The organism is Photobacterium arenosum (assembly GCF_014841115.1).
Classification (GTDB): domain Bacteria; phylum Pseudomonadota; class Gammaproteobacteria; order Enterobacterales; family Vibrionaceae; genus Photobacterium; species Photobacterium arenosum.
The window spans coordinates 146678-161912 of sequence record NZ_JACYTP010000005.1 but is presented as its reverse complement, the minus strand read 5'-3'; the positions used below and the strand labels follow the sequence as shown (position 1 = coordinate 161912).

Genomic DNA, 15235 nt, shown 5'->3' with positions numbered 1-15235 from the left:
GAAGTACCATGACATGAATCAAGTTGTCGGTAGACATCCTCAATTATTTCTGTAAAATTTCTGTATATAGTTAAATTGGTATGACCAATTAACCGGTCGTAGGGTCGAACTGTAAGATAAAAAAATACAAGAAGCAGATACTAATAAATGACTTATAAGCGTATTCGCCAAGCCAAGCTCTCAGACGTCATAGAGCAAGAACTTGAGCGACTGATCCTGGAGGGGATATGGTCCCCCGGAGACCAACTGCCGCCTGAACGAGAGTTAGCGCGGCAGTTTGACGTTTCGCGTCCTTCGGTACGCGAAGCGATTCAACGCTTAGAAGCCAAACATCTGCTGACCCGTCGTCAGGGCGGGGGCACCTTTGTGTCGGATCAGTTATGGCAAAGCTTTTCTGATCCCCTGCTGGACTTACTGGCAGCCCATCCTGAAACACAGCTCGATTTACTCGAATCCCGCCATGCCCTTGAAGGGCTGGCTGCTTACTATGCCGCTCTTCGCGGCAATGAAGACGATTTCGACCGTATCCGCGCCTGTCACAGCCGGATACAGGAAGCCCAGCAACAGGGTGATCTCAAGTCTGAAGCTGCCGCTGTGATGCAGTATCTGATTGCGGTGACCGAATCCGCTCATAATCTGGTACTGCTGCATATCATCCGCAGTCTCGCCCCCTTGCTGGAACAAAACGTATTACAAAACTTTGAACTCCTGAACCGTCGCCCAGAGGTGGTGGAGAAGGTGAGCAAACACCGAGCCGATATTGTGCATGCGATCGTTTCCGGGCAGCCGGAAATGGCGCGTGAAGCATCGCATGCACATTTGGCTTATATCGAGGAAACATTGTTGGATTTAACGCTTGAAGATAGCAGACGTGAACGCTCTCTTCGCAGGATTCAACAACGCAAGGACGGGCTGGATTAATACTTCCCTCATATAAGCCGAGGTCGGTATCAAACAGTCGCGACATTGTTAGGGGCGATAAAACCCTGGTTTTGTAGAATATCAACGAAAGGATAGATCGCATGTCTGAAGTCATGAAGCATGACGTGGACGCACTGGAGACTCAAGAATGGCTAGCAGCCCTGGAGTCCGTCGTTCGTGAAGAAGGTGTAGAGCGCGCACAGTACCTGCTGGAGCAAGTGCTGGAAAAAGCGCGTCTGGGTGGAGTAGACATGCCAACGGGCATTACCACTAACTACATCAATACCATTCCTGCAGCACAAGAGCCTGCGTATCCTGGTGATACCACTCTGGAACGTCGTATCCGTGCAATTATCCGCTGGAACGCCGTAATGATCGTACTGCGTGCCTCTAAGAAAGATCTGGAACTGGGTGGCCACATGGCTTCGTTCCAATCTTCTGCGGCTTTCTACGAAGTGTGCTTTAACCACTTCTTCCGCGCAGCTAACGAAACAGACGGCGGCGACCTGGTGTACTATCAGGGCCACATCTCTCCGGGTATCTACTCTCGTGCCTTCGTTGAAGGTCGTCTGACTGAAGAGCAACTGGATAACTTCCGTCAGGAAGTCGACGGTAAAGGTATTTCTTCTTATCCGCACCCTAAACTGATGCCTGAATTCTGGCAATTCCCAACCGTGTCTATGGGTCTGGGTCCAATCGCCTCTATCTATCAGGCGCGTTTCCTGAAGTACCTGAATGGCCGCGGTATGAAAGATACCTCTGCTCAGCGTGTGTATGCATTCCTGGGTGATGGCGAGATGGATGAGCCAGAATCACGCGGTGCGATTTCTTTTGCAGCCCGTGAGAAACTGGACAACCTGTGCTTCCTGGTTAACTGTAACCTGCAGCGTCTTGACGGCCCGGTTATGGGTAACGGCAGCATCATCCAGGAACTGGAAGGTCTGTTCAAAGGTGCAGGCTGGAACGTAGTTAAAGTAATCTGGGGTAACAACTGGGATTCTCTGCTGGCAAAAGATACCACAGGTAAACTGCTGCAGCTGATGAACGAAACCATTGACGGTGACTACCAGACGTTCAAATCCAAAGACGGCGCTTACGTGCGTGAGCACTTCTTCGGTAAATACCCTGAAACAGCAGCCCTGGTTGCTGACATGACTGACGACGAAATCTTTGCGCTGAAGCGTGGCGGTCACGAGTCATCAAAACTGTACGCGGCATTCAAAAACGCGCAAGACACCAAAGGCAAGCCAACTGTTATTCTGGCTAAAACCGTTAAAGGTTATGGCATGGGTGAAGCGGCCGAAGGTAAGAACATTGCGCACCAGGTGAAGAAAATGGACATGACCCATGTTCTGCACCTGCGCGATCGCCTGGGTCTGCAAGATCTGGTGTCTGAAGATGACGTGAAGAACCTGCCTTACCTGAAACTGGAAGAAGGTTCGAAAGAGCACGAATACCTGCACGCTCGTCGTAAAGCACTGCACGGTTACACGCCTAAGCGTCTGCCGAACTTCACCCAAGAGTTCATTGTGCCTGAGCTGGCAGAGTTCAAACCGCTGCTGGAAGAGCAGAAGCGTGATATCTCAACCACTATGGGCTTTGTGCGTGCACTGAACGTGCTGCTGAAGAACAAGAACATCGGTAAGAACATCGTTCCTATTATTGCTGACGAAGCGCGTACTTTCGGTATGGAAGGCCTGTTCCGTCAAATCGGTATCTACAACCCAAGCGGTCAGACTTATACCCCTGAAGACCGTGGCGTTGTGTCTTACTACAAAGAAGACACCGCAGGTCAGGTACTGCAGGAAGGTATTAACGAGCTGGGCGCTATGTCTTCGTGGGTAGCTGCGGCGACCTCGTACAGCACCAACGACCTGCCAATGGTTCCTTTCTACATCTACTACTCTATGTTCGGCTTCCAGCGTGTTGGCGACATGGCGTGGATGGCGGGTGACCAGCAAGCACGTGGCTTCCTGCTGGGTGCAACAGCCGGTCGTACAACCCTGAACGGTGAAGGTCTGCAGCACGAAGATGGTCACAGCCACATTCTGGCCAACACTATCCCGAACTGTATCTCTTACGACCCGACGTTCGCGTACGAAGTGGCCGTTATCATGCAAGACGGTATCCGTCGCATGTATGGCGATCAGGAAAATGTGTTCTACTACCTGACGCTGATGAACGAAAACTACGCAATGCCAGCGATGCCGGAAGGCGCTGAAGAAGGTATCCGTAAGGGTATCTACAAGCTGGAAACTTACGCGGGCGATAAAGCGAAAGTTCAGCTGATGAGCTCAGGCACCATCATGACTGAAGTACGTAAAGCCGCTCAAATCCTGAGCGACGATTACGGCATCGCGTCTGACGTCTTCTCTGTAACCTCATTCAACGAACTGGCCCGTGACGGTCAGGACGCAGAGCGTTACAACATGCTGCACCCGGAAGCTGAGCAGAAAGTCACTTATATCGCGGAAGTGATGGGTACTGAACCTGCCATTGCAGCAACTGACTACATGAAGAACTATGCGGATCAGGTGCGTGCCTTCATCCCGGCTGAATCTTATAAAGTGCTGGGTACTGATGGCTTTGGCCGTTCTGACAGCCGTGAGAACCTGCGTCGTCACTTCGAAGTGAACGCTGGCTACGTGGTTGTTGCAGCTCTGAACGAGCTGGCCAAGCGTGGTGATGTTGAGAAATCTGCCGTTGCGGAAGCAATCAAGAAATTCAACATCGATGCCGACAAGATCAACCCGCTATTCGCGTAAGAGGCAATAAATAATGGCAATCGAAATTAATGTACCTGACATCGGTGCTGATGAGGTTGAGGTTACTGAAATCCTGGTCAGCGTTGGCGACAAGGTGGAAGAAGAGCAATCTCTGATCACTGTTGAAGGCGACAAGGCTTCCATGGAAGTACCGGCTTCTCAGGCGGGTATCGTAAAAGAAATCAAAGTAGCGGAAGGCGACAAAGTGTCTACCGGTTCTTTGATCATGATCTTCGAAGCGGAGGGTGCGGCGCAAGCGGCACCTGCTCCAGCTGCAGAAGCCGCGCCTGCTGCAGCCCCTGCCGCTCCAGCCGCCGCTGAACTGAAAGAAGTTCACGTGCCTGATATCGGTGGCGACGAAGTTGAAGTCACTGAAATCATGGTGGCGGTTGGCGACAGTGTTGAAGAAGAGCAGTCTCTGATCACGGTTGAAGGCGACAAGGCTTCGATGGAAGTACCGGCGCCATTCGCGGGCACGGTAAAAGAAATCAAGATCGTATCCGGTGACAAAGTGTCGACGGGTTCTCTGATCATGGTCTTTGAAGTGGCAGGTTCTGGTGCAGCAGCACCGGCTCCAGCGGCTGAAGCAGCTCCTGCTCCGGCAGCAGCACCAGCCGCGGCGGCTGACAAAGAAGTGAACGTACCGGATATCGGTGGTGACGAAGTTGAAGTGACTGAAATCATGGTTGCCGTTGGCGACATGGTGGAAGAAGAGCAATCTCTGATCACAGTGGAAGGCGACAAAGCTTCAATGGAAGTGCCTGCACCATTCGCGGGTAAAGTGAAAGAAATCAAGATCGCGAGCGGCGACAAAGTCTCGACCGGCTCTCTGATCATGGTATTCGAAGTGGCTGGTGCCGCCCCGGCTGCAGCACCTCAGGCCGCAGCACCTGCTCCGGCAGCAGCACCAGCGGCGGCTCCGGCTGCGAAAGCTGAAGCTCCTGCAGCGAGTGGCGATTTCGTTGAAAACAACGAATACGCACACGCTTCTCCGGTTGTTCGTCGTCTGGCTCGCGAGTTTGGTGTTAACCTGGCGAAAGTCAAAGGTACCGGCCGCAAGAACCGCGTTCTGAAAGAAGACGTTCAGAGCTATGTGAAAGACGCGCTGAAACGCCTTGAGTCTGGTACAGCAGCTTCTGCATCCGGTAAAGGTGACGGTGCGGCACTGGGTCTGCTGCCTTGGCCGAAAGTAGATTTCAGCAAGTTCGGCGAAACGGAAGTGAAGCCGCTGTCTCGCATCAAGAAGATCTCTGGCGCCAACCTGCACCGTAACTGGGTGATGATCCCGCATGTTACTCAGTGGGATGACGCAGACATCACAGCGCTGGAAGCTTTCCGTAAAGAGCAGAATGCGATTGAAGCGAAGAAAGACACAGGCATGAAGATCACCCCGCTGGTGTTCATCATGAAAGCTGTTGCCAAGTCTCTGGAAGCCTTCCCGGCGTTCAACTCTTCTCTGTCTGACGACGGTGAGAGCCTGATCCTGAAGAAATACGTTAACATCGGTATCGCGGTAGATACACCAAACGGTCTGGTTGTGCCTGTGTTCAAAGATGTGAACAAGAAAGGCATCTACGAGCTGTCTGAAGAGCTGATGGTGGTCTCTAAGAAAGCCCGTGCCGGTAAACTGACGGCTGCTGACATGCAGGGCGGCTGCTTCACTATCTCAAGCCTGGGTGGCCTGGGTGGTACGGCATTCACTCCAATCGTGAATGCCCCTGAAGTGGGCATCCTGGGTGTGTCTAAGTCTGAGATGAAACCAGTATGGAACGGCAAGGACTTCGAACCACGCCTGATGCTGCCGCTGTCACTGTCTTACGATCACCGTGTGATCGACGGTGCTGAAGGTGCACGCTTCATTACTTACCTGAACGGCATGCTGTCCGACATTCGTCGTCTGGTGCTGTAAAAGGTGTGACCCGAGATTCCTTGCCCGTATGAACGGGCAAGGAATTGTTGCCTGGCTCACAGGGAATGCCATTTTCCTTTTCAGGGTGATAACAGGTCTGTAAACTGTTGCGCGGTCTGAAAATAAAAAAATAACGCATTCTGCCTTACAGCCAGTTAGGGATAGATGACTTACAACGAGGTCAATAATGAGTAAAGAAATTAAAGCCCAGGTCGTAGTTCTAGGCTCAGGTCCTGCCGGTTACTCTGCCGCTTTCCGTTGCGCAGACTTAGGTCTGGAAACGGTTCTGATTGAAAAATACAGCACTCTGGGTGGCGTGTGTCTGAACGTGGGTTGTATCCCATCGAAAGCACTGCTGCACGTGGCGAAAGTCATCGAAGAAGCTAAAGCCATGGCCGATCACGGCGTGGTATTTGGTGAGCCACAAACCGATATCAACAAGATCCGCATCTGGAAAGATAAAGTCATCAACCAGCTGACCGGTGGTCTGGGTGGTATGGCGAAAATGCGTAAAGTGACTGTCGTGAACGGCTACGGTAAATTTACCGATCCGAACACTATCGTTGTAGAAGGCGAAGAAGCCACTACGGTGAAATTTGACAACGCTATCATCGCAGCCGGTTCCCGTCCGATTGAACTGCCTTTCATCCCACATGAAGATCCGCGTATCTGGGACTCAACAGACGCGCTGGAACTGAAAGAAGTACCAGAAAAACTGCTGGTCATGGGCGGCGGTATCATTGGTCTGGAAATGGGTACTGTGTATGACGCACTGGGCTCTCAGATCGACGTCGTTGAAATGTTTGATCAGGTGATCCCTGCGGCAGACAAAGACATCATCAAAGTCTTCACCAAGCGTATCAGCAAGAAGTTCAACCTGATGCTGGAAACCAAAGTGACTGCGGTTGAAGCGAAGGAAGACGGCATTTACGTGTCAATGGAAGGCAAGAAAGCACCGGCTGAGCCTGTTCGTTACGACGCGGTTCTGGTGGCGATCGGCCGTACACCAAACGGTAAGCTGATCGACGCTGAGAAAGCGGGCGTGGCGGTTGATGAGCGTGGTTTCATCAACACCGACAAGCAAATGCGTACCAACGTGCCACACATCTTCGCGATTGGCGATGTGGTGGGTCAGCCAATGCTGGCACACAAAGGTGTGCACGAAGGTCACGTAGCGGCAGAAGTGATTGCCGGTAAGAAGCATTACTTCGACCCGAAAGTGATTCCTTCAATTGCTTATACTGAGCCTGAAGTTGCCTGGGTGGGTAAGACAGAGAAAGAAGCGAAAGCAGAAGGCATCAACTACGAAGTTGCTACTTTCCCATGGGCCGCTTCTGGCCGTGCGATCGCGTCTGACTGTGCTGACGGCATGACCAAGATGATCTTCGACAAAGACACTAACCGTGTTATCGGTGGTGCTATCGTAGGTACTAACGGCGGTGAACTGCTGGGCGAAATCGGTCTGGCTATCGAGATGGGTTGTGATGCCGAAGACATCGCACTGACTATCCATGCTCACCCGACTCTGCACGAGTCTGTGGGTCTGGCTGCGGAAGTGTTCGAAGGTTCGATCACTGACCTGCCAAACGCCAAAGCGAAGAAGAAAAAGTAATTTTTTACCTTTTCTGACTGCATGAAAAAAGCGCCCTTGAGGCGCTTTTTTACGTTTCGAACCAGAGTAATGGCATTCGGTTCCTCCCTCCTCGTAGAGGGAAACGCCAGGAAAAGGAATTCAGGCTCGCTGTTTTTGTTTCTCCCCCTCGTAGAGGGGGAGGTGAGAAGGGAGTGTTCTGGACACGGCGCTTGAAGGCATGCAGATCTGATTACTGTTTAAAGCTGCTGACCATACGCTCCAGACGGAGCGACAAAGCGTGCAGATTCTGACTGGACGTGACCATCTCATTCGCCGTGTCTGAGGTACGCTGGGTATTCTCGTTGATATCTTCGATATTGATGTTGATATCAGACACAACGGTGGACTGCTCCTCGGTTGCGGTGGCGACCTGGGTGTTTAGATCGGAAATCTGCAGGATCTGATCGTTGATGAGCAGCAGTGCTTTGGTGGCATCATCAGCGGCCTGGGTGCCGGCTTCGGTTAATTGCTGGCTGTTCTGCATCGCCTGGACGGCGTGTTGCGCTTCCTGCTGCAGGCGGTTAATCATGGTCTGGATTTCATCGGTTGAGGCCGCAGTGCGGCTGGCCAGGTTACGTACCTCGTCGGCGACCACGGCAAAGCCCCGTCCTTGTTCGCCGGCCCGCGCAGCTTCAATCGCGGCATTGAGTGCCAGCAGGTTGGTCTGCTCGGAGACGCCGCGAATCACTTCCAGAATACCGCCAATAGCGACGGTATTGTCTGCCAGTGTCGCGACCACTTTTGCCATGTTGTGCATATCGCCGGCCAACTGTTCAATACTGTCCTGGGCGCTCTGGACCACTTGCTGACCATTGCTGGTGGCCGAGGTGGCCTGCGAAGCGGATTCCGCCGCATAAGCCGCATTACCGGCAATTTCATTGACGGTGGCGCCCATCTGATTAATGGCTGTGACCACCTGCAGGGTACGATCACGCTGATTCTGGCTGTGATCCAGTGTGGCTTGTGCCTGAGCAGAGACTTGCTCGGCGGCCTCACGGAGCTCTGTGCCCGTGGCAGCGACGTCGACAACCAGTGCATGGATCTTGCTGGCAAAGGCATTGAAACCATTGGCCAGTTCAGCAATTTCGTCTTTACCTGACACAGGAATGCGTCGGCTCAGATCGCCATCACCTTCGCCCAGTTCGCGGAAGGTATCAGCGGCCTGGCGGATCGGCCGGGTGATGGTCTGGCTCAGGTATACCGCCAGGCCAATAAATGCCAGGGTGGTCAGGACAGCCAGAAGCATCACATAATTGCGGGTCTCATTTAACTGGGCAAACACTTCTTGTTCAGGCACCTGAGCAATCACAAACCAGTCCATCGCCGGAATATAGCTGGAAGCCAGCAGCAGCTTCTGACCCTGGTAATGGGCGGTAAACAGATTGAAAGGGCTCTTTTCCAGTAACACCCGGCTGTCGGAACCAAAGCGATCGGTAAAAGGCGTTTTTTCCGGGTTGCGGTTGTTCGGATCAAGCTGCACCACGCCGCGTGCATCCGTCAGTACCACAAAGCCGGTTTGCTCCAGTTTGAACTGCGAGAGCAGATTAGCCATATCATTGAATGAGCGGGAAAAGCCGGACATTCCTGTGCCGTTCAGCTGCTGGTAATTGACAAAAAGTTTCAGCTCACCGTTTGCTTCCCTGAACACCTGGGTCATTCTTGACTTGTTGCTATCACGGAAGTTGTAGAACCAGCTATCCTGAGTACGATTCAGGCGGCGCAGGAATCCGTTCTGGTTCCAGTAATCCCCGGTTTCCCGGTTGGCAATAGAGGCATCGTTCAGACCATACTGGCGCTTGAGGCTGTTGAGCTGGTCAATAAGCTGCTGTTCGTCGTCGGCGCTGACAGGCTGCGCCAGCAGGTTTAGCATGGCCGTATTGTTTGCCAGCTGTTCAGTGGCGTTTTGCAGCAGCCTGACTTCTGATTCCACTTGTCCGCTGAACTGGGCCAGCCGGGTAGGCAGTTCATTGCTGAGCAGTCGCGACTGAATAATGTCCTGCGAGGTGCTGAGACTGAGGTAACTGACTAATGCGCTTGAGGCAATGACGGCTATGCTCATTGCCAGTGTAAGTTTTTGCCTGATGGAAAGCTGCTTGAGGTTCATGCATCAATTCTCTGTTGCTACCGGGATTTCTGCGGTATAAGTGTGCGAATTAATTGTCTTTTTTAGCCGGTGTCACCCACATCGGCTCAGTGATCAACATGGTGTTTTTAAAGGGATGTTTCGTTTTTTTGCATTATTTATTGTGATATCGGCCGTATTTACTTCAGCTTTAGTGAAAGCGGAGCAAAAAAATGCTGATCGCCTGAAGGTCGGACTTGTCCTCGGCGGTGGCGGTGCCAAAGGGGCGGCCCATGTCGGGGTGCTGAAGGCGCTGGAAGAGCTGCAGATCCCGGTGGATTACATTGTGGGGACCAGCATGGGCGCTTATGTCGGGGGCTTGTATGCGTCGGGAATGAGCGCCGATGAGGTTGAAGCCATCCTCAATACCGTGGACTGGGAGTCGGGTTATGAAGACAGGGTGCAGCGCAGTGAGCGGCGGGTTCGTGAAAAGCAGCAAGAGGACAGGTTCCAGATAGTCATGGATCTGGGGTTTAAATTCTGGGAGATCAAAGTGCCGAAAGGGTTTGTACAGGGACAAACCATGGGCGAGATACTGCGTACCACATCCGGCAATTTGCCCTGGATGGCCAGCTTTGATGCCTTGCCTGTACCATACCGTGCGGTTGCCACTGATATTGAAAATCTTAAACCCGTTGTGTTGTCCGGTGGCGATCTGGCTGAGGCGATGCAGGCGAGTATGTCTGTTCCCGGTTTGCTGCCACCTGTGATGCTGGAAGGCAAATTGCTGGTGGATGGCGGCATCACCAATAATCTGCCCATTTCTGTGGTGAAGGAGATGGGCGCCGATCTGGTGATCGCGGTTGATATCAGTAACGATTTCAAAACTGCCGATGAGCTGAGCGACTACCTGGTGGTCATGGATCAGCTGACCGATTTTATGGTGCGGGATAATTCTGCCCGGCAGGAAGCACAGTTGTCCGATACCGACCTGTTGCTGCGTCCTGATGTCCGGGGCATCAGCACCACAGACTTTCACCGCATGCCGGAAGCCTTTGACAGCGGTTATCACAGTGTTCAGGCTGTGCGCTTCCAGCTGTCAGAACTCGGCAACGCCAGTATTTATCAGACATATATTGATTACAAACAGACTGCCCGGCGCGAGCTGGAATTTTTGGAAGAAGGCCGGATCGACGAAATTGAATTGCTCAACAACAGTCCTTATGCCGATGAAGTCCTGTTAGAGCGGCTGCAACTGAAACCCGGCATGAAGGTAAATACCGAGCAGCTGGAGCAAAGTGTGCGCGATCTGTATGCGCTGGACAGGTTTGAACGGGTAGATTACAGGTTTGAGCGTTTAGGCAATCGCCATATATTGATCTTTGAAGTGAAGGCCAAAAGCTGGGGGCCCAACTTTATCGACATGCGCTTCGCCTTAGAAGATGATTTTGCCAATAATACCGACTTCTCCATTGGGTTGGGGTTAACGGCGACCGGCCTGTCAAAGAAAGGGGCTGAATGGCGCAACGAGCTCGAATATGGCTCTGATAAGCGTATCGCCAGTGAACTGTATGTGCCTTTTACCAGCGATCAGGAATGGTTCGCCGTGATGGGTATCGACTACGATGTAACCAATACCCATGTCGCTGTTTCGGGGGAAGAACCGAGCCTGAAGAACATTGATGATTTTCTCGCTGCGCGCTTCATTGATGTGAGTATCGACAGCTCACTGGGGTGGCAGCCTGCCCTTTGGCAAGAGTTCAGGCTGGGTTATCTGTTTGGCAACGGAGAGACACAATTTCCCGGTATTCTGAATTTGGGCGATCAGGATCGCAGCAGCCGGCGTCTTTATCTGAGGTACAACCTTGATACCCTGGACGATTTCACCCTGCCGAACAACGGCCACTTTTTTCTCGCCGAGATTGCCTCTTCGGATGACAGTGTGCGTTTTCAGGGTGAGCACAGTGCAGACACATCTTTGCATTTCGATTTGGGCTGGAAGGGAGCGTACACTTTTGGCCGCCATACCTTGATGGGCAAGGCGGAATACGGCAACGTGCATTCCGATGAGGATTTACGGCTAGATCCCAAAGAGCTGGGTGGTTTCCTGAATCTGTCCGGCATACCGAAAAACAGTTTGTCGGGTAACAATAAAGTATTTTCTGCCCTGGTGTACCGATACCATCTGCTGGATAACGACTTTGGCCTGTTTAACTCAGCGGTGTATCTGGGCGGCTCTGTCGAATGGGGCGGCGTGTTCAATAATCCCAATCTTTCTGTCTCAGAAATACCAGGATACTATGCAGGTAGCATATTCACTGGTATTACTACGCCATTTGGGCCATTCATTCTGGCTTATGGCAGGACGGAAGAAGATTTAAGTTCTTTCTATCTGTTTTTTGGAGGAGCCCTGTAATACTGGGATTTTTCCTGTTTTGTGAATGTTGTAAAAGTCCGCCTGATTTTAATGTTTAGTTAAAAATGGTATGCTCCGTAACCGGTTTTGGTCTCTCCTGCACGTCAAAAAGGTCTGAATCAAGTCAAGCATAATGCGTGCGTGAAAACCGGAGAGGGCAATCACTTCCAAGGATGTTTAGCCGGTTGGCTAAACCGAAAAATGAGGAATATGTCGTGCTTGAAGCCTACCGTAAACACGTCGAAGAGCGTGCTGCTGAAGGGATTGTCCCTAAGCCTCTGGATGCCGAGCAAACTGCTGCTCTGGTTGAACTTCTGAAAAATCCACCTGCAGGCGAAGAAGCCTTCCTGGTCGACCTGCTGGAAAACCGCATCCCGCCAGGTGTTGATGAAGCTGCATACGTGAAAGCGGGCTTTCTGGCCGCGATTACCACAGGTGAAGCGACTTCTCCCATTGTCAGCAAAGAAAAAGCGGCTGAACTGCTGGGCACCATGCAAGGTGGTTATAACATTGAGCCCCTGATCAGCCTGTTAGACAATGCCGAACTGGCACAGATTGCGGTGAAAGCCCTGTCTCATACGCTGCTGATGTTCGATGCTTTCTATGATGTCGAAGAAAAAGCAAAAGCCGGCAATGAATTCGCCAAGCAAGTGCTGCAATCCTGGGCGGATGCCGAGTGGTTCCTGTCTAAGCCTGAACTGGCTGAAAAAATTACCCTGACTGTTTTTAAAGTCACCGGTGAAACCAATACCGATGACCTGTCGCCGGCGCCTGATGCCTGGTCTCGTCCGGATATTCCTCTGCACGCGCTGGCGATGCTGAAAAATGAACGTGACGGCATTGAACCGGATCAAGCCGGTTCAGTTGGCCCGGTGAAACAAATTGAAGCCCTGAAAGAGAAAGGGCATCAGCTGGTTTACGTCGGTGATGTGGTCGGTACGGGTTCATCCCGTAAATCGGCGACTAACTCCGTACTCTGGTTCATGGGCGATGATATTCCGAATGTCCCCAATAAGCGCGCTGGCGGTTATGTGCTGGGCGGTAAGATTGCGCCTATCTTCTTTAATACTATGGAAGATGCCGGTGCACTGCCGATTGAAGTGGATGTGACGGCGCTGAACATGGGTGATGTGATCGACGTTTACCCATTCAAAGGTGAAGTGCGTCGTCACGGCAGTGATGAAGTGGTCTCTACCTTCTCGCTGAAAACCGACGTGCTGATTGATGAAGTGCGTGCCGGCGGCCGTATTCCGCTGATCATCGGCCGTGGTCTGACTGACCGTGCCCGTGAGTGTCTGGGCCTGGAAGCGTCGACGGTATTCCGTCGTCCGCAGCCAGTGGCAGATTCTGGTAAAGGGTTTACCCTGGCTCAGAAAATGGTTGGTAAAGCCTGTGGCGTTGAAGGTATCCGTCCGGGCACCTACTGTGAGCCTAAGATGACCACAGTGGGCTCTCAGGACACCACAGGTCCTATGACCCGTGATGAGCTGAAAGACTTGGCCTGCCTGGGCTTCTCTGCTGAGCTGACCATGCAGTCATTCTGTCACACCTCGGCTTATCCTAAGCCAGTTGATGTCAACACCCACCATACGCTGCCTGACTTCATCATGAACCGTGGCGGTGTCTCGCTGCGCCCTGGCGACGGTGTGATCCACTCCTGGCTGAACCGCATGCTGCTGCCTGATACTGTCGGTACCGGCGGTGACTCGCACACCCGTTTCCCTCTGGGAATTTCGTTCCCGGCCGGTTCTGGTCTGGTGGCGTTCGCTGCGGCAACCGGTGTGATGCCGCTGGATATGCCAGAGTCTATCCTGGTGCGCTTTAAGGGCGAAATGCAAGAAGGTATCACGCTGCGTGATCTGGTGCATGCCATCCCTTACTACGGTATCAAACATGGTCTGCTGACCGTAGAGAAAGCCGGTAAGATCAACGAATTCTCCGGCCGCGTGCTGGAAATTGAAGGTGTTGAGCACCTGACGGTTGAGCAGGCTTTTGAGCTGTCTGATGCCTCGGCAGAGCGCAGTGCGGCGGGTTGTACAGTAAAACTGTCGCAGGAGTCTGTGGCTGAGTATCTTGAATCCAACATTGTGATGCTGAAGTGGATGATCGCCGAAGGTTATGGTGATCGTCGAACCATTGAACGCCGTATTACTGCGATGCAGGAATGGCTGGATAATCCGTCTCTGATGGAAGCAGACAAAGACGCCGAATATGCTCACGTGATCGAAATCGATCTGGCTGAGATCAAAGAGCCAATTCTGTGTGCGCCAAATGATCCGGACGATGCACGCCTGCTGTCTGATGTGCAGGGTACGGAAATCGACGAGGTCTTCATCGGCTCCTGTATGACTAACATCGGCCATTTCCGTGCCGCCGGTAAGCTGCTGGATAAATTTGGTGGCCAGCTGAACACGCGTTTGTGGGTGGCACCACCCACTAAGATGGACCGTGATCAACTGACTGAGGAAGGTTATTACGGTATCTTCGGTCGTGCCGGTGTTCGTATTGAAACGCCGGGATGTTCGCTGTGTATGGGTAACCAGGCGCGTGTGGCTGATAAAGCAACTGTGATGTCGACCTCTACCCGTAACTTCCCGAACCGTCTGGGGACAGGTGCCAATGTGTACCTTTCTTCAGCTGAGCTGGCAGCGGTGGGTGCTATCCTGGGTCGTATCCCGACTGTGGAAGAGTACATGGAGTACGCCAAGCAGATTAATGCAACGGCAGCAGATACTTACCGTTATCTGAACTTCCACCGTATGGGTCAGTACACTAAGCGTGCGGATGAAGTGATTATCCAGGCTGCGGTGTAATCATACCCGACCAGAATAGATACTCGTGAATAAGACAGGGAGCCAGTGGCTCCCTGTCTTTTTTTGTCTTTTTATCCTTATGTCTTTTGTGTTGCGCTACGTTTCGCCGTGTGCCTTCTAAGCCTGTGGCTCGGCAAGGTTGTGAGACTTCCCACACACGCCTTATAGGCAGTTCATAGCGGCTTCAGGTTGCATTTTTACCGGGTTCCTGACAAGGTGCGCGGCGGAATTATTCCGTCTTCCTTCACTGAATGCAGTATGCGGACAATAGTTAAGTAAGATGGCGCCTGACGGCAGACACCAATCACTAATCACAATAATAAAGGGCAGGTATGGACTACGAATTTAAGAAAAACATGCTGGATGGCAGCTATCATGTGGTTTTTTCTATGGGACATGAAGCGCTTGGCCGCTGGCTGGTGGAAGAAGTGCAGGCTGATGAGGCAAAGATAGCCTTGATTCTGAATCAACTTGGTGCATTAAAGGGTACGACGAGCGAGTGGCGGTTAAGCGGGGAAGAAATGACACTGATCCTGGAGGATAACGAAGCCATTGTTCAGGCTAATTATTTGTTTTTTCAAGATGAAGAGCAGCTTGATGAAGACATGAGCCATTATGACGATGAAGCGGTTTCTTTGTGTGGATTTGAGGATCTTGAGCAAGTCTTGCATGCTTGGCGTGCATTCACTCGCGGACGATAGGTGTCAGATTCAGTG

At 52.1% G+C, this 15235-nt stretch carries 8 protein-coding genes; 7 read left to right on the top strand and 1 reads right to left on the bottom strand.

Translation table 11 applies throughout. The annotated features are described in order from the left end of the window. The first annotated feature begins 147 nt into the window (after positions 1-147). The 4 genes from pdhR to lpdA all read left to right on the top strand — a co-directional run bounded on the left by pdhR (position 148) and on the right by lpdA (position 7207). Positions 148-921: a pyruvate dehydrogenase complex transcriptional repressor PdhR gene (gene pdhR / locus IFO68_RS10255; protein WP_027253657.1), complete on the top strand. Its 774-nt coding sequence runs from the start codon at positions 148-150 to the stop codon at positions 919-921. Positions 922-1022: 101 nt separating this feature from the next. Next, entirely contained in the window at positions 1023-3686 is a 2664-nt protein-coding gene (gene aceE, locus IFO68_RS10250) for a pyruvate dehydrogenase (acetyl-transferring), homodimeric type (protein WP_192015802.1), read from the top strand. Positions 3687-3699: 13 nt separating this feature from the next. Beyond that, complete coding sequence (gene aceF / locus IFO68_RS10245; protein ID WP_192015801.1) at positions 3700-5595, top strand: pyruvate dehydrogenase complex dihydrolipoyllysine-residue acetyltransferase; 1896 nt, start codon at positions 3700-3702, stop codon at positions 5593-5595. 187 nt (positions 5596-5782) lie between these two features. After that, positions 5783-7207 carry a dihydrolipoyl dehydrogenase gene (lpdA, locus tag IFO68_RS10240; protein ID WP_192015800.1) on the top strand — a complete coding sequence of 475 codons (1425 nt, stop codon included), beginning with the start codon at positions 5783-5785 and terminating at the stop codon, positions 7205-7207. Positions 7208-7418: 211 nt separating this feature from the next. Here lpdA and IFO68_RS10235 read toward each other — a convergent pair whose 3' ends face one another. Next, complete coding sequence (locus IFO68_RS10235; protein WP_192015799.1) at positions 7419-9332, bottom strand: methyl-accepting chemotaxis protein; 1914 nt, start codon at positions 9330-9332, stop codon at positions 7419-7421. Between the two features lie 115 nt (positions 9333-9447). Between IFO68_RS10235 and IFO68_RS10230 the strand changes: the two genes are divergently transcribed. From IFO68_RS10230 to IFO68_RS10220, 3 genes are all read left to right on the top strand, one after another. Further along, positions 9448-11706 (top strand): patatin-like phospholipase family protein, encoded by a 2259-nt coding sequence (locus tag IFO68_RS10230; RefSeq protein ID WP_192015798.1) that lies wholly within the window; start codon positions 9448-9450, stop codon positions 11704-11706. A gap of 215 nt (positions 11707-11921) precedes the next feature. Continuing rightward, positions 11922-14519: a bifunctional aconitate hydratase 2/2-methylisocitrate dehydratase gene (gene acnB, locus IFO68_RS10225; protein ID WP_192015905.1), complete on the top strand. Its 2598-nt coding sequence runs from the start codon at positions 11922-11924 to the stop codon at positions 14517-14519. A gap of 332 nt (positions 14520-14851) precedes the next feature. Then, a complete protein-coding gene (locus IFO68_RS10220) occupies positions 14852-15220 on the top strand; it encodes a YacL family protein (RefSeq protein ID WP_192015797.1) in 369 nt (122 codons plus the stop codon). Positions 15221-15235: the final 15 nt, after the last annotated feature.